At 61.4% G+C, this 18,894-nt stretch carries 13 protein-coding genes, 2 tRNA genes and 1 pseudogene; all 16 read right to left on the bottom strand.

The annotated features are described in order from the left end of the window. Window positions 1-333 precede the first annotated feature (333 nt). Window positions 334-409 (bottom strand) — tRNA-Phe (locus ISS20_RS16005). Between the two features lie 60 nt (window positions 410-469). Further along, on the bottom strand, window positions 470-1,153 hold the full coding sequence (locus ISS20_RS16000) for a response regulator (RefSeq protein WP_291438007.1): 684 nt from the start codon (window positions 1,151-1,153) through the stop codon (window positions 470-472). 40 nt (window positions 1,154-1,193) lie between these two features. After that, window positions 1,194-3,488 (bottom strand): ATP-binding protein, encoded by a 2,295-nt coding sequence (locus ISS20_RS15995; RefSeq protein WP_291438006.1) that lies wholly within the window; start codon window positions 3,486-3,488, stop codon window positions 1,194-1,196. Next, entirely contained in the window at window positions 3,485-4,051 is a 567-nt protein-coding gene (locus ISS20_RS15990; RefSeq protein ID WP_291438005.1) for a DUF4390 domain-containing protein, read from the bottom strand. Before ISS20_RS15990 ends, ISS20_RS15995 begins: the two co-directional genes overlap by 4 nt. 55 nt (window positions 4,052-4,106) lie before the next feature. Further along, the gene (rsmB, locus tag ISS20_RS15985; protein WP_291438008.1) at window positions 4,107-5,429 is read right to left on the bottom strand and encodes a 16S rRNA (cytosine(967)-C(5))-methyltransferase RsmB; all 1,323 of its coding nucleotides are present in this window, start codon (window positions 5,427-5,429) and stop codon (window positions 4,107-4,109) included. A gap of 168 nt (window positions 5,430-5,597) precedes the next feature. Continuing rightward, window positions 5,598-6,206 carry a LemA family protein gene (locus ISS20_RS15980; RefSeq protein ID WP_291438004.1) on the bottom strand — a complete coding sequence of 203 codons (609 nt, stop codon included), beginning with the start codon at window positions 6,204-6,206 and terminating at the stop codon, window positions 5,598-5,600. A gap of 179 nt (window positions 6,207-6,385) precedes the next feature. Then, window positions 6,386-10,621 (bottom strand): DNA-directed RNA polymerase subunit beta', encoded by a 4,236-nt coding sequence (gene rpoC, locus ISS20_RS15975; RefSeq protein WP_291438003.1) that lies wholly within the window; start codon window positions 10,619-10,621, stop codon window positions 6,386-6,388. Between the two features lie 21 nt (window positions 10,622-10,642). Beyond that, a complete protein-coding gene (rpoB, locus tag ISS20_RS15970) occupies window positions 10,643-14,755 on the bottom strand; it encodes a DNA-directed RNA polymerase subunit beta (protein ID WP_291438002.1) in 4,113 nt (1,370 codons plus the stop codon). Between the two features lie 266 nt (window positions 14,756-15,021). After that, window positions 15,022-15,399 carry a 50S ribosomal protein L7/L12 gene (gene rplL, locus ISS20_RS15965; RefSeq protein WP_008907085.1) on the bottom strand — a complete coding sequence of 126 codons (378 nt, stop codon included), beginning with the start codon at window positions 15,397-15,399 and terminating at the stop codon, window positions 15,022-15,024. A gap of 40 nt (window positions 15,400-15,439) precedes the next feature. Further along, on the bottom strand, window positions 15,440-15,964 hold the full coding sequence (rplJ, locus tag ISS20_RS15960; protein ID WP_034695835.1) for a 50S ribosomal protein L10: 525 nt from the start codon (window positions 15,962-15,964) through the stop codon (window positions 15,440-15,442). A 239-nt stretch (window positions 15,965-16,203) separates the two neighbouring features. Then, window positions 16,204-16,899, bottom strand: coding sequence for a 50S ribosomal protein L1 (rplA, locus tag ISS20_RS15955; RefSeq protein ID WP_056059944.1), 696 nt, complete (start codon window positions 16,897-16,899; stop codon window positions 16,204-16,206). After that, a complete protein-coding gene (gene rplK / locus ISS20_RS15950) occupies window positions 16,900-17,331 on the bottom strand; it encodes a 50S ribosomal protein L11 (RefSeq protein WP_008907082.1) in 432 nt (143 codons plus the stop codon). A 161-nt stretch (window positions 17,332-17,492) separates the two neighbouring features. Beyond that, window positions 17,493-18,089: a transcription termination/antitermination protein NusG gene (nusG, locus tag ISS20_RS15945; protein WP_291438001.1), complete on the bottom strand. Its 597-nt coding sequence runs from the start codon at window positions 18,087-18,089 to the stop codon at window positions 17,493-17,495. Further along, entirely contained in the window at window positions 18,086-18,472 is a 387-nt protein-coding gene (gene secE / locus ISS20_RS15940; RefSeq protein ID WP_291438000.1) for a preprotein translocase subunit SecE, read from the bottom strand. The genes nusG and secE overlap by 4 nt, the downstream gene beginning before the upstream one ends. A 91-nt stretch (window positions 18,473-18,563) precedes the next feature. Further along, window positions 18,564-18,639 (bottom strand) — tRNA-Trp (locus ISS20_RS15935). A 15-nt stretch (window positions 18,640-18,654) separates the two neighbouring features. Further along, a pseudogene (locus ISS20_RS15930) lies at window positions 18,655-18,894 on the bottom strand (elongation factor Tu); the annotation flags it as partial.

Here is an 18,894-nt window from a genome sequence, read left to right as displayed (position 1 = left end):
CCAGCTCGCACCTGCCGAACCGCCTCCAGTTTGAACTCCCGCGTGTACTGCGCACGCACTTGCTTGTCACTCATTGCTCAACTCCTTGTCGGTATTTTCAACAAGGGTTAAGAACTCCACTTTTCAGGGGCAACCTCACTGCGACCCATGCGAGGCCAGCGAGAACCACCGGTCAATGTTGATCCTCGATTGAACCTTGCCGCGCGTGCGCTTTGTATGACGATCAATGATCTTGCCCATCCCAAATCCCTCTTTGAGTAAGGGATTGTAGAAAGCGAAGGCGAAATGTAGAAACGCCCCAGAACCCTTTCGGGCGCTGGGGCGCATAAACACTGGTGGCCTGGGGCGGAATCGAACCACCGACACAAGGATTTTCAATCCTCTGCTCTACCGACTGAGCTACCGGGCCTGAGCCTCAAATTATAGCCAGAAAAATCAGCGCTTCCGGCAAAAGGCATAAATTAATTGATCAGCCGCGCTTGCCGCGCCCTAGATCCACACCCAGCTGGCGCAGTTTGCGATACAGGTGTGTGCGCTCCAGACCCGTCTTTTCGGCCACGCGGGTCATGGAACCGCCTTCGCGGGCCAGGTGGAACTCAAAGTAGGCCTTCTCAAAGCCGTCACGCGCCTCGCGCAGGGGGCGGTCCAGATCGAAACCCTGGTGGGCGTGCGGGCCGGGGTCAACCCCTGCCATCACCGCCGAGACGGCTGGCAGCTGCGAGAAGGTCGGATCGGCCGGGACGGCAGCGGGTGCAGCCACGGCCGCCACGGGCGCGGCCTGGTGGGCGGCGTTGCGGGCCAAGCCCTGCTCCACAGCCTTGAGCAGCTTTTGGAGGGTGATGGGCTTTTCGAGGAACGAGAAGGCGCCGATGCGGGTGGCTTCCACCGCCGTGTCGATGGTGGCGTGGCCGCTCATCATGATGACCGGCATGGTCAGCACACCGGCAGTGGCCCACTCCTTGAGCAACGAGACGCCGTCGGTGTCGGGCATCCAGATGTCCAGCAGCACCAGGTCATAACTGTTGCCTGCCCGGGCGGCTCTGGCCTGGGTCGCATTTTCTGCGAGGTCTACGCTGTGACCTTCGTCGTTCAGGATTTCCGACAGCAGATCACGAATGCCGAGCTCATCGTCGACCACCAGAATGTTTGCCATGTGTGTTGAAGTGCCTTGGGGGTACTGCGGGGCGGTGTTGTTATGACGCCACCGCTGGTTCAGGGGCGAATGATAACGACACTTGGGCGCCGCGCACCACGCCGTCTTCGGTACGGTTGGACAGTTCTATGCGCGCGCCGTGCTCATCTGCGATCTTTTTGACCACGGCCAAACCCAGACCAGTGCCACGTGGCTTGGTGGTGACGTAGGGCTCGAACGCGCGCTGCAGGATATGCGACGGAAAGCCCCCGCCGCTGTCCGACACGGTGAGCCGCACGCGGCGTGACGATTCGCTCCAGCGGGTGCTGATGCGCACCGGCGGCACTGGCTCCGAGGCCCCGGCGCGGGCCTGCTCGGTCGAGTCCTGGGCGTTCTGCAGCAGGTTGTGCACGACCTGGCGCAACTGCTGGGCATCGCCCGCAATCCAGGGGCAGCGCGGGTCCAGCTCGGCTTCTACAGGCACGGTGGCATTTTCTGCACCATACAAATGGAGCACGTCGGCGACCAGCGCGTTGAGATCCAGTGCGTGCAATTCTGCTGCGGGCAAACGCGCGTAATCGCGGAACTCGTTGACCAGCCGCTTCATGGCATCGACCTGATCGACGATGGTTTTGACGGACTTGGCGAGGATGGCCTGTTCAGGGTCTGGCAGCTTGCCCGACAGCTTCATTTCGAGCCGCTCGGCGGAGAGCTGGATGGGGGTCAGCGGGTTCTTGATTTCGTGCGCCAGCCGGCGCGCCACCTCGCCCCAGGCCTGTGCGCGCTGGGCCGAAACGATTTCCGAAATGTCGTCAAAAACCAACAGTCGGGTGGCGTCGGGCAACTCGGCGCCCCGGGCAACCAGGCTGGTGGCGTGCTGCCCGGCTCCGCCGGATGAGGCATGCAGCTCAAACGGCTGCTGCCAGTGGTCCAGGCCGTGGCGTTCATGGTCACCCAGAAACGCATCGAAATGGCCCTGGACCGACGCGGCAAACTCTGCAAGACCGGGCACGTCAGACAGTGACCGCCCCTCATACGCGGCCATGGGCGCGCGCAGGATACGGGTGGCGCCCGGGTTGGACGAGCGGATCAGCCCCTGTGCGTCCAGCACAATGACGCCCGCCGTGAGGTTGTCCAGAATGGTCTGCAGGTTGGCGCGGGAGGCATCGACCTCACCCATGCTCTGCTCCACCGCCTGGCGCGCGTCTGCCAATTGCTGCGTCATGAGTGCAAACGAGCGCGTCAGCCCCCCCAGCTCATCCTTGCTTTGCAGCGCGGCCTTGGGGCTCAGGTTGCCAGCCGCCACCTCGCGCACCCCTTCGGCCAGTACCAGCAGCGGCCGCGCCAGCTGGTTGCCCAACAACACTGCCAGCAACACCGCACCGAACACAGCGAGGAACAGACTCAGCGTGAGCGTGCCCACATACATGCGACGCAGCCCGCCCCGCGCCAGCGCACGTTCCTGGTATTCGCGGTTGGCCTCCTGCACCGCAATGGCGTTGGCCACCAGGGCAGGCGGCAGGGGCAAGGTGGCTTGCAGGTAGCGCGGCTCCATCAACAGGCCCACGCTGGGGCTGCTGACCAAGGCCAGCACCTTGACCCGCGCATTCTGCGCGGCGGCGGGGTCGGCAATGTCGTCCAGCCCTTCAATCTGCGCGGTGGCGCGCTGCTGGCGTGCAGTGCGCAGCAAGGCAGCGCCTGGTCGCTCCGGATTGAGGCTGAACCGCGACTGCCCCACGCTGGCCACCGCCTGGCCGGACGCGTTCCAGAGCACCACGTCGGTCGCGCCGAGCTGATCGCGGATCCGCTCCAGCACCAGGCCTGCAGCGGCATCGGGCACCTGGGCCACCTGGGCACTGGCATTGCGGGTTTTGGCGGCCATATCCGTGGCCAGCGAATCCAGCGACACACGGGCGAGGTTGACGCCTGCAGACAGCGCCCCCTCCACCTTGACGTCAAACCAGCTTTCGATGGAGCGCGTGACGAACTGGTAAGACACCACATAGATCAGCAGTCCCGGCATCAGCCCCACCAGCGCAAAGATGGCGGCCAGCTTGACCAGCAGGCGGCTGCCAAAACGCCCCCGGCGCAGCCGCAGCCCCAGGCGCACGGCCACCCAGCCCAGCACCAGGAGCAGCAGCAGCGCCACAAACACGTTGACGCCAAACAGCCAGGCGTAGTTGCGCTCGTACAGCACCCGGTTGTTGGTGGCCAGCGTCAACAGGAACAGCAGCACCATGCCGATGGCCGACATGATGGCGGCGCCAACGCCCACGGCCCAGCGCACCGCGCGGGACTGACGAGCTGTAGCGTGGGTCGATGCCGAAACGCCGGATGATGAGGGGCGGGAACTCACTTGGCAGGCCCTGCACCGAGGCGCTGGCTGCGGGACACCAGCAGGTTCCAGCCCGACCGGCCGACCGCGCCGATCTGGAAGGGCCTGGGCAGCTGCGACATGTCCAGGCGGAAGCGGAAATTCACCGTATGTACGGCATCAGACTCGATCACATCACGTTCAGCGATCTTCCAACGGGAAAATCGCTGAATCGATGACAGGGCATCGGCGTAGCTATCGAAGTTCTGCCCCAAAACCACCCCCAGGCCGCTGTTGGTGAAGGGCGTCGAAGAGATGTTCAGTCGCCACCGGCGGGTGAGCGGCTGGTAGCTCAGACGGAAGTACCGGGTGGTTTCAGCCACCTGCCGGTCCGACCAGTACCAGCGGTCTCGCAGTACCTGTGCATCGGCCACGAAGAACATGGGAATGCCTTTTTGCAAGGCATCCTCCGCCAGCTCGGGCAGTTCAAACTGCAGGGTGGCACTCAGGTACAGACCGTCATCACCCCGGTCCAGGCGCAGGTCGCCCACCTGGGTGGAGGCTGTCTGCGCTGCCGCTACCTGCGGCCCCAGACAGAGAAGCACCCCACAAAACAGTGCAAACCACGCACACACCAGCAACCAGCGCCCCCCACGGGGCTCATTGCGCCGATTTTTGCAACAGTGCGTAAAAAAAGCCGTCGTGATCACCGTTCAGATTGTCCGGGACAGCCCCGCCCTTGTCCGCGTTGCCGGGAATTAAATGACCCGGCGACGGCAGCAATTGCGCATCGGTGTTGTGTGCAAGAAACGTTTGCACCTGCTCATCGCCCTCTGCCCGAAACACGGAGCAAGTGCAATACAGCAGGCGTCCGCCGGGACGCAGCAGCGGCCACAGGGCCTTGAGCAGGGCTGCCTGCAGGACAGCCAGCTGGGCGATATCAGACTCCCGGCGCAGCCAGCGCACGTCCGGGTGGCGCCGCACGATGCCCGACGCTGTGCACGGTGCGTCGAGCAAGATGGCGTCGAACAACGCACCGCCACACTGCGACTGCCACCAGTCTTGCGGGCGTGCGGCATCGGCCACAAGGACCTGGGCCGTCAGCCCCAGGCGCTGCAGGGTTTCGCCAATGCGGGCGCTGCGCGAGGCATCGATCTCCAGCGCCGTGACCTGCAGGGGAGCCTGCGGGCCGGCCATCTCCAGCAAGTGCGCGGTCTTGCCACCGGGGGCAGCACAGGCGTCGAGCACGCGCAAGGGATGGATCAGGTCCAGCCCTTGCAGTAGCAAAGGGGCCGCCTGTTGCGCAGCAGCGTCCTGCACCGACACCCAGCCCTCGGCAAAGTGAGGCAGCGACTGCACGGGCACGGCTTGGCGTAGCGCGACCCCGTGCTGCCCCACCGCTTCCGCTCCTAAACCAATAGCACTCAAGGCAAGCAAATACTGCGCTACCGGGCATTTTTGTTCATTGACCCGCAACACCATGGGTGCGTGGGCATTGTTGGCGTGCAGGATCTCCTCCCAGTGCTGGGGATGGTCCTTGCGCAGGCGCTGAATCCACCAGTGTGGATGGTTCCAGCGCGCCACTGGATCGTTGTCGGTGGCCGCCACCAGAGCGTCCCGCTCTCGCAAAAAGCGGCGCAGGCAACCATTGATGAACGAAGCTTGCGCGCGTGTGGCTGGGTGGTGCTTGGCCGCCTCCACCGCCTGGTTCACCAGGGTAAAAGGTTCGTAGGGCGATGCGTGCGGATCCCAGCACAGCGCCAATGCACTGCACAGCAGGGCATCGGCGGCAGGAGCTGGGGCGCGGGCGGCCAGCTGGCGGCGCAAGGCCTCGGCCCGCCCAGCCTGCCGCAGCACCTGGAACAGCAAAGCCTGCACGCCGGGGCGCAACGCGGTCTCTACGGCCGCCAGCGCTGTCGTGCCGGACTGCCCTCCGCGAATCGCCTGCAAGGCGCCAGCCACTGCTGTCAGCAACCGCCACAGAGGAACAGGTGTGGTACTCGGCGAGGTCGCCCCGTCGGATGGGACCGCAGCAGAACTCGCCCGCGGAGACTGCTGGCCGGAGCCTGCGCGCGCGGGGCGCTGCGCATGGTCACCGGTGCGACGAGGGCGGTTGTGGGGAGGTGGAGTCATCGTGATCCTGAAAACGGGTTACAGCGCGCGTGCCGCCTTGAACCCGAACACCCAGGCCAGCAGGCTGGCCGGAAACTGGGCAATGGCACTGTTGTACTGCACCACGGCCTCATTGAACACCCGAATCGCTTGCTCGTTCTGGACGGCGTGTTCCTCCCAGCGAACCTGCCACACGGACAACAACACCACGGGCGAAGACCCGGGGACGACGCCAGGGTCGCCCGCGGAAGCCAGCGCTACCGGCTGCGCAGGGTCGTCCACCAACTTTTGCAAGGCGGTGGCCCAGGTAGCGCGAAGCACTTCCCGGGCGGCCGTCAATGCAGCCACCGCGTCATCCTGCAGCGGGCGGGCGCGTGCCACGGCCAAAGAGGCGCTGAATTGGGTCACTGCGCCCTGCAGCGCGGCCAGCTCTTGCGCGCCCCCGTCGGCCAGCAGGCTGCCGCGCTGTACCGTCTGCGCTGCCCCGAACTCGCCGAGCAACGCCACCAGCCGCACCATGTGCGCATCAAAACTGCCGAACGACTGAACAACGGCCGAACGCAAGCGCATCAGACGGTTGTAGGCCCCCAGGGCCCAGAACAGAAAGACGGCAAAAGCAATCCAGAAAAGGGGCGACGACCACAGCATGCACAGTTGCCGGAGCGGATACTGCTGCACCCGTCGCGGCCCGAAAAACAGAAAGTTGAAACAAACGACGGGCGGTGAAAAGACACGCGTCCATCAAAAACGCCCCCGGCCTGCCTGGGACAGGACGGGGGCGCTGTGGCGACCGCAGCAGGGCCGGGAATGGGCCTTGCTGTTTTCTATCAGTCTGCCGCTGCGTCGGTGGCAGTGACGCTGCCACTGTCCACATCCGAGGCGTCCGACTGGGCTGCCATTTCGGCGGCTTCGGCTTCGGCGATGGCGCGGCGCTCGGCGTCGTCCATGGCGTCCTTGGCCTTGCGTGCCTGGTGGTAGGCCAGACCCGTACCTGCAGGGATCAGGCGACCCACGATCACGTTTTCCTTCAGGCCACGCAGCTCGTCGCGCTTGCCCATGATGGCAGCCTCGGTGAGCACGCGGGTCGTTTCCTGGAAGGAAGCGGCCGAGATGAACGAGTCGGTAGACAGCGATGCCTTCGTGATACCCAGCAGCAGGTTGCTGTAGGTCGCGGGGATCTTGCCCTCAGCTTGCAGTGCCTCGTTGGTGTTCAGGATCTCGGAGCGCTCGACCTGTTCACCGCTGATGTAGTTGGACTCACCGATGTTCTCGACCACCACACGGCGCAGCATCTGGCGAACGATCACTTCAATGTGCTTGTCATTGATCTTCACGCCTTGCAAGCGATACACGTCCTGCACTTCGTCCACGATGTAGCGCGACAGCTCTTCGATACCCAGCAGGCGCAGGATGTCTTGCGGGTCGGCTGGGCCGTCCACAATCGATTCGCCCTTGTTGACCACTTGGCCTTCGTGCACCAGGATGTTCTTTTCCTTGGGCACAAGCTCTTCGAACACGCGGCCTTCAGGGTCGGTGATCTGCAAGCGGACCTTGCCCTTGGTTTCCTTGCCGAACGACACGGTACCGGTCATTTCGGCCAGCGTGCCCTTGTCCTTCGGAGTACGGGCTTCAAACAGTTCGGCCACGCGGGGCAGACCACCGGTAATGTCGCGGGTCTTCTGGCCTTCGACCGGAATACGCGCCAGCACTTCGCCGGGGCCCACGTCCTGACCGTCACGCACCTGAATCAGAGCGCCGACCTGGAAGCCGATGGTCACCGAGTGGTCGGTACCAGGGATCTTCACTTCGTTGCCCTGGGCGTCGATCAGCTTCACCTGTGGACGCACCACCTTGGCAGCACCACGGCGCTTCGGATCGATCACCACCAGCGTGGACAGACCGGTCACTTCATCTACCTGCTTGGCCACCGTCAGGCCTTCTTCGACGTTCTCGAACTTGGTCTGACCGGCGAACTCGGTGATGATGGGTCGCGTCAGCGGATCCCAGTTGGCCAGGATCGTGCCGGCCTTGATCTGCTGGTCGGCCTTCACCGTCAGCGTGGCGCCGTAAGGCACCTTGTGGCGCTCGCGCTCGCGGCCATGCTCGTCCTGGATGATGATCTCACCCGAACGTGCAATCACCACCAGCTCGCCCTTGGTGTTGCTCACGTAGCGCATCGTGGCATTGAAGCCGATCACGCCGTTGGACTTGGCTTCCACGCTCGACGCGATGGCAGCACGCGAAGCGGCACCACCGATGTGGAACGTACGCATGGTCAGCTGCGTGCCGGGCTCACCGATGGACTGGGCAGCGATCACACCCACGGCTTCGCCGAGGTTGATCAGGCCACCGCGGCCCAGGTCACGGCCGTAGCACTTGGCGCACAGGCCGTAGCGGGTTTCGCAGGTCAGGGCCGTGCGCACCTTCACTTCGTCCACGCCAGCCGCTTCCAGCTCTTCGATCAGGTCTTCGTCCAGCATCACACCGGCTTCGACCAGCACCGAGCGGTTCTCGGGGTGCAGCACATCTTCAGCTGCAGTGCGGCCCAGGATACGCTCGCGCAGCGATTCGATCACTTCACCGCCTTCGACGATGGCGCGCATCAGCGAACCATTGGCCGTGCCGCAATCCTCTTCGGTCACGACCAGGTCCTGCGTCACGTCCACCAGACGGCGGGTGAGGTACCCGGAGTTCGCCGTCTTCAGCGCCGTGTCGGCCAGACCCTTACGGGCACCGTGGGTGGAGATGAAGTACTCCAGCACGTTCAGACCTTCTCGGAAGTTCGCGGTGATAGGCGTTTCAATGATCGAGCCGTCTGGCTTGGCCATCAGACCCCGCATACCGGCCACCTGACGGATCTGGGCAGCGGAGCCCCGGGCACCGGAGTCGGCCATCATGTAGATGGAGTTGAACGACTCCTGATCCACTTCCTTGCCGTGGCGGTCCATGACCTTCTGCTTGGAAAGCTGGGCCATCATTACCTTGGACACTTCGTCGCCGGCCTTGCCCCAGATGTCCACCACCTTGTTGTAACGCTCGCCAGACGTCACCAGACCGGACACGTACTGCTGCTCGATCTCTTTGACTTCCTTCTCGGAGCGCTCGATGATGCCGGCCTTCTGTGGCGGCACCAGCATGTCGTCAATGGCAATCGAGATACCGGCGCGCGTGGCCAGGCGGAAACCGTTTTGCAGCAGCTTGTCTGCAAACACCACGGTTTCCTTCAGGCCGCACTTGCGGAAGCTCACGTTGATGAGCTTGGAGATTTCCTTCTTCTTCAGCGCCTTGTTCATGTTGCTGAACGGCAGGCCCTTGGGAAGAATTTCGGACAGCAGCGCACGGCCCGCAGTGGTTTCCACGAGCGAAGTCGACGGCACGAACTCGCCCGTTTCCTTGTTCTTCGTCCACTCGGTCATGCGCACCGTGATCTTGGCAGCCAGCTCGACCTCGCCCGCATCCAGCGCGCGTTGCACTTCACCGGTGTCGGCAAACACCAGGCCTTCGCCCTTGCCGTTGATGCGGTCGCGGGTGGCGTAGTACAGGCCCAGCACCACGTCCTGCGAAGGAACGATGGAGGGCTCGCCCGAAGCCGGGAATAGCACGTTGTTGGAGGCCAGCATCAGCGTGCGGGCTTCCATCTGCGCTTCCACCGACAGCGGGACGTGAACAGCCATCTGGTCACCGTCGAAGTCGGCGTTGAAGGCCGCGCAAACAAGCGGGTGCAGCTGGATGGCCTTGCCTTCGATCAGGATGGGTTCAAAGGCCTGGATACCCAAACGGTGCAGCGTAGGCGCACGGTTCAGCATCACGGGGTGTTCCTTGATGACCTCTTCCAGGATGTCCCACACCACGGGGGTGCCGGATTCGACTTCCTTCTTGGCGGCCTTGATCGTCGTAGCGATGCCCATGGCTTCGAGGCGCGAGAAGATGAAAGGCTTGAACAGCTCCAGAGCCATCAGCTTGGGCAGGCCGCACTGGTGCAGCTTGAGCGTTGGGCCCACGGTAATCACGGAACGACCGGAGTAGTCCACGCGCTTGCCCAGCAAGTTCTGACGGAAACGGCCCGACTTACCCTTGATCATGTCGGCCAACGACTTCAGAGCACGCTTGTTGGCGCCCGTCATGGCCTTGCCACGGCGGCCGTTGTCCAGCAGCGAGTCCACGGCCTCTTGCAGCATCCGCTTTTCGTTGCGGGCGATGATTTCAGGGGCCTTCAGTTCCAGCAGACGGCGCAGACGGCTGTTGCGGTTGATAACGCGGCGGTACAGGTCGTTCAGGTCAGAGGTCGCGAAGCGGCCGCCGTCCAGAGGCACCAGCGGACGCAGGTCCGGCGGCAGCACGGGCAGCACTTCCAGCACCATCCACTCGGGCTTGATACCGGACTTCTTGAACGCTTCGAGCACCTTCAGGCGCTTGGCGTTCTTCTTGACCTTGACTTCGGAGCCGGTCAAGTCGCCACGCAGGCGTTCGATCGACAGGTCGATGTCGATGGATTCGAGCAGGTCCTTGATACCTTCAGCGCCCATCTTGGCGATGAATTCGTCGCCGTATTCCTTGCGCTTTGCGTCGTAGTCGTCCTCGGACATGATGCTGAACTTCTTCAGCGGAGTCATGCCGGGGTCGGTCACCACGTAGGCTTCAAAGTACAGCACGCGTTCGATGTCGCGCAGCGTCATGTCCAGCACCAGACCCAGACGCGATGGCAGCGACTTCAGGAACCAGATGTGGGCGCAAGGCGCGGCCAGGTCGATGTGGCCCATGCGCTCGCGGCGCACCTTGGTCTGCGTGACTTCAACGCCGCACTTCTCGCAGATCACACCGCGGTGCTTGAGGCGCTTGTACTTGCCGCACAGGCATTCGTAGTCCTTGATAGGACCAAAAATCTTGGCGCAGAACAGGCCGTCACGCTCGGGCTTGAACGTACGGTAGTTGATGGTTTCGGGCTTCTTCACTTCGCCGAAAGACCACGAACGGATCTTTTCGGGCGAAGCCATGCCGATACGGATGGCATCGAAATGCTCGTCCGGCGTGAATTGCTTGAACAGGTCGAGTAGCGATTTCATAGTGACTCTTTCCTTTTCTGCTTAGGAGCGTTCCAGCTCGATGTCCAGGCCCAGCGAACGGATTTCCTTGACCAGCACGTTGAACGATTCCGGCATGCCGGCTTCGATGGCGTGTTCGCCCTTGACGATGGATTCGTACACCTTGGTACGGCCCACCACGTCGTCGGACTTCACGGTCAGCATTTCCTGCAGCACGTAGGCGGCGCCGTAAGCTTCCAGCGCCCACACTTCCATTTCCCCGAAACGCTGGCCACCAAACTGCGCCTTACCACCCAGCGGCTGCTGCGTGACGAGCGAGTAAGGACCGGTCGAGCGGGCATGCATCTTGTCGTCCACCAAGTGGTGCAGCTTCAGGTAGTGCATGTAGCCGATGGTGGTCGGGCGCTCAAAGCGCTCGCCCGTGCGGCCATCAAACAGATAAGCCTGTGTGCGGGTCGGTGTCAGGCCCTTGCGCTCTGCGATGTCGTCTGGGTAGGCGATCTTGAGCATGTCCTTGATTTCTTCTTCCGAAGCACCATCGAACACGGGGGTGGCGTAAGGCACACCGCTCGTCAGATTTTCCGCCATGGCCATCAGGTCGTCGTCGCTCAGTTGCGACAGGTCTTCCTTGCGGCCGCGCGAGTTGTACACCTCTTCCAGGAACGTGCGCAGTTCAGACGCCTTGGCCTGCTCCTGGAGCATGTTGCCAATGCGCTGACCAATGCCCTTGCCGGCCCAGCCCAGGTGGACTTCCAGCACCTGACCGATGTTCATCCGCGAGGGCACGCCCAGCGGGTTCAGAACGATGTCGGCAGGCGTGCCGTCGGCCATGTAGGGCATGTCCTCGACCGGAACGATCTTGGACACCACACCCTTGTTACCGTGGCGGCCGGCCATTTTGTCACCAGGCTGCAGACGGCGCTTGACGGCAAGGTACACCTTGACCATCTTAAGCACGCCAGCTGGCAGCTCGTCGCCTTGCGTGAGCTTCTTGCGCTTTTCTTCAAAGGCTAGGTCGAAGCTGTGGCGCGTTTGCTCCAGCGCGTTCTTGATGGATTCGAGCTGGGTGGCGACTTCGTCTTCCGCAGGGCGGATGTCGAACCAGTGGAACTTCTCGACGGAAGCCAGATAGGCCTTGTCGATCTTCGTGCCCTTGGCGAGCTTCTGTGGGCCGCCGTTGGCCACGCGGCCGGTCAGCAGCTTCTCGATACGATCAAAGGCGTCGGCCTCCACAATGCGCAGCTGGTCGTTCAGGTCCAGACGGAAGCGCTTGAGTTCATCGTCGATGATCTGCTGGGCGCGCTTGTCACGCTGGATGCCTTCACGTGTGAACACCTGCACGTCGATCACCGTGCCCGACGAACCCTGGTCCACGCGCAGCGACGTGTCCTTCACGTCGGAAGCCTTCTCGCCGAAGATGGCGCGCAGCAGCTTCTCTTCAGGCGTGAGGGTGGTTTCGCCCTTGGGCGTGACCTTGCCGACCAGCGTGTCGCCGGGTTGCACTTCGGCGCCCACGTAGATGATGCCGGACTCGTCCAGACGGTTCAGTTGCTGTTCCGACAAGTTCGGAATGTCGCGTGTGATTTCTTCTGCACCCAGCTTCGTGTCGCGAGCCATCACGACCAACTCTTCGATGTGGATCGAGGTGTAGCGGTCTTCGGACACCACGCGTTCGGAGATCAGGATCGAGTCTTCGAAGTTGTATCCGTTCCAGGGCATGAACGCGATCAGCATGTTCTGGCCGATGGCGATTTCGCCAAAGTCCGTCGATGCACCGTCGGCCACGACGTCACCCTTGACCAGCTTGTCACCCTTCTTGACGATAGGACGCTGGTGGATGTTGGTGTTCTGGTTGGAACGCTGGTACTTGATGAGGTTGTAGATGTCCACACCCACTTCACCGGCCACGGCTTCGTCGTCGTTCACGCGGACCACGATACGGGTGGCATCGACGTAATCCACGATACCACCACGTGTGGCGGTCACGACGGTGCCCGAATCCACAGCGGCCACACGTTCAATGCCCGTACCGACGAGGGGCTTTTCAGGGCGCAGCACAGGCACGGCCTGGCGCGACATGTTGGCGCCCATCAACGCGCGGTTCGCATCGTCGTGCTCCAGGAATGGCACCAGCGAGGCAGCCACCGACACGATCTGCGCAGGCGAAACGTCCATGTACTGCACGCGGTCTGCGCCGCACAGAATCGACTCACCCTTTTCACGGGCGGAGACCAGTTCGCCCGTCAGGCGCCCGTCCTTGTCGAGCTGCGCATTGGCCTGCGCAATCACATACTTGCCTTCTTCGATCGCCGACAGGTAGTCAATATCGTTGGTCACCTTGCCGTCGACCACACGACGGTACGGGGTTTCAATGAAACCGTACTCGTTCAGGCGGGCGTACAGGGCCAGCGAGTTGATCAGACCGATGTTCGGACCTTCAGGCGTTTCGATAGGGCAGACGCGGCCGTAATGGGTCACGTGCACGTCACGCACTTCAAAGCCTGCGCGCTCACGGGTCAAACCGCCTGGGCCCAGAGCGGACACACGGCGCTTGTGCGTGATTTCGGCCAGCGGGTTGGTCTGGTCCATGAACTGCGACAGCTGCGAAGCGCCGAAGAATTCCTTCAAGGCGGCCGAAATCGGCTTGCTGTTGATCAGATCATGGGGCATCAGAGGCTCTTGCTCGGCCTGCCCCAGACGTTCCTTCACAGCCTTTTCGATACGGGCTAGGCCGGTGCGGTACTGGTTTTCGGCCAGTTCGCCCACGCAACGCACGCGGCGGTTGCCCAGGTGATCGATGTCATCGACTTCGCCGTTGCCGTTGCGCAGGTCCACCAGAATCTTGACCACAGCCAGGATGTCCTCGTTGGACAGCACCATGGGGCCGGTGGATTCGTCGCGGCCGATCTTGGCGTTGAACTTCATGCGGCCCACGCGCGACAGGTCGTAGGTGTCAGGGTTGTAGAACAGGCGCTGGAAAAGGGCCTGCACGGCGTCTTCGGTCGGCGGCTCGCCGGGGCGCATCATGCGGTAGATGGCCACACGGGCAGCGAACTCATCCACCGTTTCATCGATGCGCAGGGTCTGCGAAATGTAGGCGCCCTGATCCAGTTCGTTCGTGTAGATGACCTGCAGGTCTTGCACGCCGGCAGAACGCAGCTTCTTGAGAAGCGCTTCGGTCAGTTCCTCATTGGCCTTGGCGATGATTTCGCCTGTGTCAGCGTCCACAATGTTGCGGGCGACCACGCGGCCAACCAGGAAGTCTTCGGGCACGCTGATGTGTGTGGTGCCAGATTGTTCCAGTTCACGGGTGTGACGGGCTGTGACGCGCTTGTCCTTGGCCACGACCACCTTGCCAGACTTGTCAGTGATGTCGAAACGGGCCACTTCGCCACGCAGGCGTTCGGAGACAAACTCCATCTGCGCGCCGCTGTCCATCAGGCGGAAGTTATCGTTGACGAAGAAGTTCGCCAGGATGGACTCAGGGTTCAAGCCGATGGCCTTGAGCAGGATCGTGACCGGCATCTTGCGGCGACGGTCCACGCGGAAGTACAGGATGTCCTTGGGGTCGAATTCGAAGTCGAGCCACGAACCACGGTACGGGATGATCCGTGCCGAGAACAGCAGCTTGCCCGAGCTGTGGGTCTTGCCCTTGTCATGCTCGAAAAACACGCCTGGTGAACGGTGCAGCTGCGACACGATCACACGCTCAGTACCATTGATGATGAACGAGCCCTTGTCGGTCATCAGGGGCACTTCACCCATGTAGACCTCTTGCTCCTTCACTTCCTTGACCACCTTGGACTGCGACGTCGAGGACTCGCGGTCATAGATGATCAGTTGCACCTTGGCGCGTACTGCCGAGGCGAATGTGAGTCCACGGGTCTGGCATTCACGCACGTCAAACGCGGGCTTTGCCAGGTTGTACTCAATGAATTTCATCTCCACGAAACCGTTGTGGGAGACGATGGGGAAGGCAGCGTCGAATGCAGCCTGAAGGCCTTCGATGGTTCTTTTCTGGGGTGCTGTATCTGCCTGCAGGAAAGCGGTGTATGCGTCCTTCTGCATCTGCAGCAGATAAGGAACTTCGAGCACGCTATCGCGGGTGCCGAAACTTTTGCGAATTCGCTTGCGTTCGGTGTAGGAATAGGCCATGAGATCTCCGGGCAAAGACATGAGTCCTGGGTCTTCGACGACTGACCCGCAAGGAGCGTGGTCCTTACGGGCTTGGCGGTTGGCCACTACCAACCATGGCGGACGGTGATGCGTTGCACATCACCCGAACCAAGGCGTCTTCTGCTGTCGGGGTTGTCAGAAGACACTCGAAAGCCTCGTTGCTAACGGGGCTTACGGGTGCTCTCTGAAAGCACCAAAGGCTGGAGGCCCTTTGAGGAGCACTCCAGCCCTTGAGCAAGACCGAATTACTTGAGTTCGGCCTTGGCGCCGGCTTCCACCAGCTTCTTGACGGCGGCTTCGGCGTCGGCCTTGGCAATGCCTTCCTTGACGTTCTTGGGAGCGCCGTCCACCAGATCCTTGGCTTCCTTGAGGCCCAGACCGGTGATTTCGCGCACTGCCTTGATGACGGACACCTTGTTGGCGCCGGCTTCGGTCAGCACCACGTTGAATTCCGTCTTTTCTTCGGCAGCAGCGGCGCCAGCGCCACCACCAGCGGCAGCAGGAGCAGCCATGGCTGCAGCGCTCACGCCAAACTTCTCTTCAATGGCCTTCACCAGGTCATTGAGTTCCAGAACCGTCATGCTGTCCAGCGCGGTCAAAAATGCGTCTTTATCGAATGCCATTTTGATTTCCTAACAATTGTGTTGGTTGACTGCCCAGCTATCAAGCTGCTGCAGGTTCGGCGGCCGGTGCGGCTGCGCCTTCGCCTTTTTTCGCCGCCAGTGCGCCCAGCACAACGGCCGTACGCGACATGGGGGACATAAGCAAGCCACAAATCTGAGCCAGCAGAACTTCCTTGGAAGGAATGTTGGCCAGTTGCTTCACGCCGTTGACGTCCAGGGCTTTACCACCGAAAGCGCCACCGCGAATCACCAACTTGTCGTTGGTCTTCGCAAAGTCAGCCACCACTTTCGCGGCGGCCACGGCGTCTTCGGAGAAGCCATAGATCAGGGGACCAGTCATCTGGTCAGCCACCACGTCAAACTGGCTGCCTGCCACAGCACGGCGGGCCAGGGTGTTCTTCAGAACACTCAGGCTCACACCCTTGCTGCGTGCATCAACGCGCAGTTTGGTCATGTCGGCGACCGTGATGCCACGGTATTCCGCGATCACAAGCGTTTGAGCTTTAGCGGCGAGGCTGGTCACTTCACTGATGACCGCTTCTTTCTCACTGCGATTAAGACTCAAGGTCTACTCCTTAAATTGCGCATTCAGGTTTGCACCCTTCTGCGCGCTCTTGTTGCAGCGACCAACTGTTTCGGAACGAATTCCACCTGCAGCGGGATCGCCATCTGCGTTGGCCCCACAAGGGGATTAAGTGCGGTGAACCGCACACCAACGGTCTTGGATGGCCTGCAGGCAGGTATTGCACCACCTACAGCCCACCACATCAGGCCCTTGAAAGGCCCGAAGATTTCTTATCGCAATTACGCTGCGATGGATTGCGTATCCACGCGGACGCCAACGCCCATCGTGGAGGACACAGCGACCTTGCGCAGGTACAGACCCTTGCTCGAAGCTGGCTTGGCCTTGTTCAGTGCGTCGATCAGCGCAGCAAGGTTGCCTTGCAGCTTTTCGTTGTCGAACGAACGGCGGCCAATGGTGCTGTGCACGATACCGGCCTTGTCCACACGGAACTGCACCTGACCAGCCTTGGCGTTCTTCACAGCCGTGGCAACGTCAGGAGTCACGGTGCCAACCTTGGGGTTAGGCATCAGACCACGAGGACCCAGAATCTGGCCCAGGGTACCCACAACGCGCATGGCGTCAGGGGCAGCGATCACCACGTCGAAAGGCATGTCGCCGGCCTTGACCATGGCAGCCAGGTCGTCCATGCCAACGATATCAGCACCCGCAGCCTTGGCTTCTTCTGCCTTGGCGCCTTGTGCAAACACCGCCACGCGGGTCGTTTTGCCAGTGCCATTGGGCAGCACCACGGCGCCACGCACCACTTGGTCCGACTTCTTGGCATCGATGCCCAGTTGCACCGCCACGTCGATGGATTCATCGAACTTGGCCGTAGCGGCTTCTTTCACGAGCGCCACTGCATCTGCAAAAGCGTACAGCTTGGTGCTGTCAACCTTGCCCTGCAGGGCCTTTTGCTTTTTCGTCAACTTGGCCATTTACAAACCCTCCACCGTCACGCCCATCGAGCGTGCGGAACCAGCCAGCGTACGGACAGCAGCGTCAACGTTAGCAGCGTTCATGTCCTTCATCTTGGTCTTGGCGATCTCTTCGAGCTGTTCGCGCGTGATCTTGCCAACCTTGGTCTTCAGGGCATTGGAAGAACCCTTTTCGAGCTTGATGGCCTTCTTGATCAGAGTCGTCGCAGGCGGCGTCTTGATGATGAAGGTAAAGCTCTTGTCTGCGAACGCCGTGATGACCACGGGCAACGGCAGACCTGGCTCTACACCTTGGGTCTGCGCATTGAATGCCTTGCAGAACTCCATGATGTTGAGACCACGCTGACCCAGTGCTGGGCCAATGGGTGGGGATGGATTGGCCTTACCAGCTGGAACTTGCAGCTTGATAAAACCGACGATTTTTTTCGCCATGCTTTACTCCTGACGGGTCAAAACGCCTGTGTTGCACCATGCAACCACCAGCTCCCCGGGTTAACGACTCACCGAGACGACGTCCGCACCGAGTCGAAAAGTGCGGCATCCAAAACCATTGCCATGACCACCGAAGCAGGTCAGGCTTGTGATCGACAGGCTTATGTCTTTTCGACTTGTCCGAACTCGAGCTCCACAGGGGTCGAGCGGCCGAAAATCATCACGGAGACGCGCACGCGGCTCTTTTCGTAATTGACTTCTTCGACGGAGCCGTTGAAGTCCGTGAAAGGACCTTCCTTGACGCGCACCAACTCGCCCACCATGAACTCGATCTTGTGGCGAGGCTTGTCAGTGCCCTCCTGCATCTGGCTGACGATCTTTTGCACTTCGTCTTCCGAGATGGGCGCCGGACGGTTCTTGGCGCCCCCGACAAAACCAGTTACCTTGTTGGTGTGCTTCACCAAGTGCCAGGTATCGTCATCCATCACCATCTCAACGAACACGTAGCCCGGAAACAAGCGACGCTCCGTCGTCTTGCGTTGGCCGTTTTTCATTTCGACGACTTCTTCGGTCGGCACCAAGATGCGACCAAATTTGTCTTGCATGCCAGAGCGGCCGATGCGCTCCTGGATGTTGCGCTCTACCGCTTTTTCCATGCCCGAATAGGCATGGACAATGTACCAGCGCAGATCTGGATTGGCCGAGGCAGGAGCGCCTGCAGGAGCTTGTGCTCCCGTGATTTCCGCAGCGGTCATCATGACTTTCTCCAACCCAAAATCAAGTCGTACAAGACCCACTCCAGCGTCTTGTCCGTGAACCACAGAAAAAGCGCCATGATCACCACAAAGGCGAACACATAGGCCGTCATCTGCAAGGTCTCCTTGCGCGTGGGCCAGACCACCTTTTTCACTTCGCGCCATGCGTCTTTGGCAAATGCGACGAACTGGCGCCCAGATTCCGACACCAGAAAGACCGCCGCAGCCGCAATCAGCCCGACGATCAACGCCGCCCACTGCACGACAGCGCCCTGCTTGCTCAACAAATAAAAGCCCGCAACTGAGGCAATGACCAACGCCACCACCGCTGCGAGCTTGGCCTTGTCTGCGCCTGTATTGACAGTTTCAACCTGTGAAGTGGCCATCTTTGAGTATTTCCTGCTTCCGATTCACGGCGCCACCTAAGACACCGAAGCCCGCCAGGGTCTGGCGGGCTTGTTGGGGGCCACATTCAAGTGGCAGGGGCAGTAGGAATCGAACCTACAACCTTCGGTTTTGGAGACCGACGCTCTGCCAATTGAGCTATACCCCTGTATACCTTGCTTAATTAAGCAATGATCTTGGCCACGACGCCAGCGCCCACAGTACGGCCACCTTCGCGGATAGCGAAGCGCAGACCTTCTTCCATGGCGATGGGGTTGATCAGCTTGACAGTGATCGACACGTTGTCACCAGGCATGACCATTTCCTTGTCGGCTGGCAGCTCGATAGCACCAGTCACGTCGGTCGTGCGGAAATAGAACTGAGGACGGTAGTTGTTGAAGAAAGGAGTGTGGCGGCCGCCTTC

It is taken from the genome of Acidovorax sp. (genome assembly GCF_016783915.1).
Taxonomy (GTDB): Bacteria; Pseudomonadota; Gammaproteobacteria; order Burkholderiales; family Burkholderiaceae_C; genus Acidovorax.
The sequence above is the reverse complement of the archived record's forward strand: the minus strand, read 5'-3'. Positions and strand labels throughout refer to the sequence as shown.

Excerpts from the sequence above, each read along its gene's own strand:
- ISS20_RS16000 (WP_291438007.1), bottom strand. The coding sequence starts at position 1,153 with ATGGCAAACATTCTGGTGGTCGACGATGAGCTCGGCATTCGTGATCTG.
- rplL (WP_008907085.1), bottom strand. The coding sequence starts at position 15,399 with ATGGCATTCGATAAAGACGCATTTTTGACCGCGCTGGACAGCATGACG.
- secE (WP_291438000.1), bottom strand. The coding sequence starts at position 18,472 with ATGGCCACTTCACAGGTTGAAACTGTCAATACAGGCGCAGACAAGGCC.
- nusG (WP_291438001.1), bottom strand. The coding sequence starts at position 18,089 with ATGATGACCGCTGCGGAAATCACGGGAGCACAAGCTCCTGCAGGCGCT.
- rplK (WP_008907082.1), bottom strand. The coding sequence starts at position 17,331 with ATGGCGAAAAAAATCGTCGGTTTTATCAAGCTGCAAGTTCCAGCTGGT.
- ISS20_RS15980 (WP_291438004.1), bottom strand. The coding sequence starts at position 6,206 with ATGCTGTGGTCGTCGCCCCTTTTCTGGATTGCTTTTGCCGTCTTTCTG.
- rpoC (WP_291438003.1), bottom strand. The coding sequence starts at position 10,621 with ATGAAATCGCTACTCGACCTGTTCAAGCAATTCACGCCGGACGAGCAT.
- rpoB (WP_291438002.1), bottom strand. The coding sequence starts at position 14,755 with ATGGCCTATTCCTACACCGAACGCAAGCGAATTCGCAAAAGTTTCGGC.
- rplA (WP_056059944.1), bottom strand. The coding sequence starts at position 16,899 with ATGGCCAAGTTGACGAAAAAGCAAAAGGCCCTGCAGGGCAAGGTTGAC.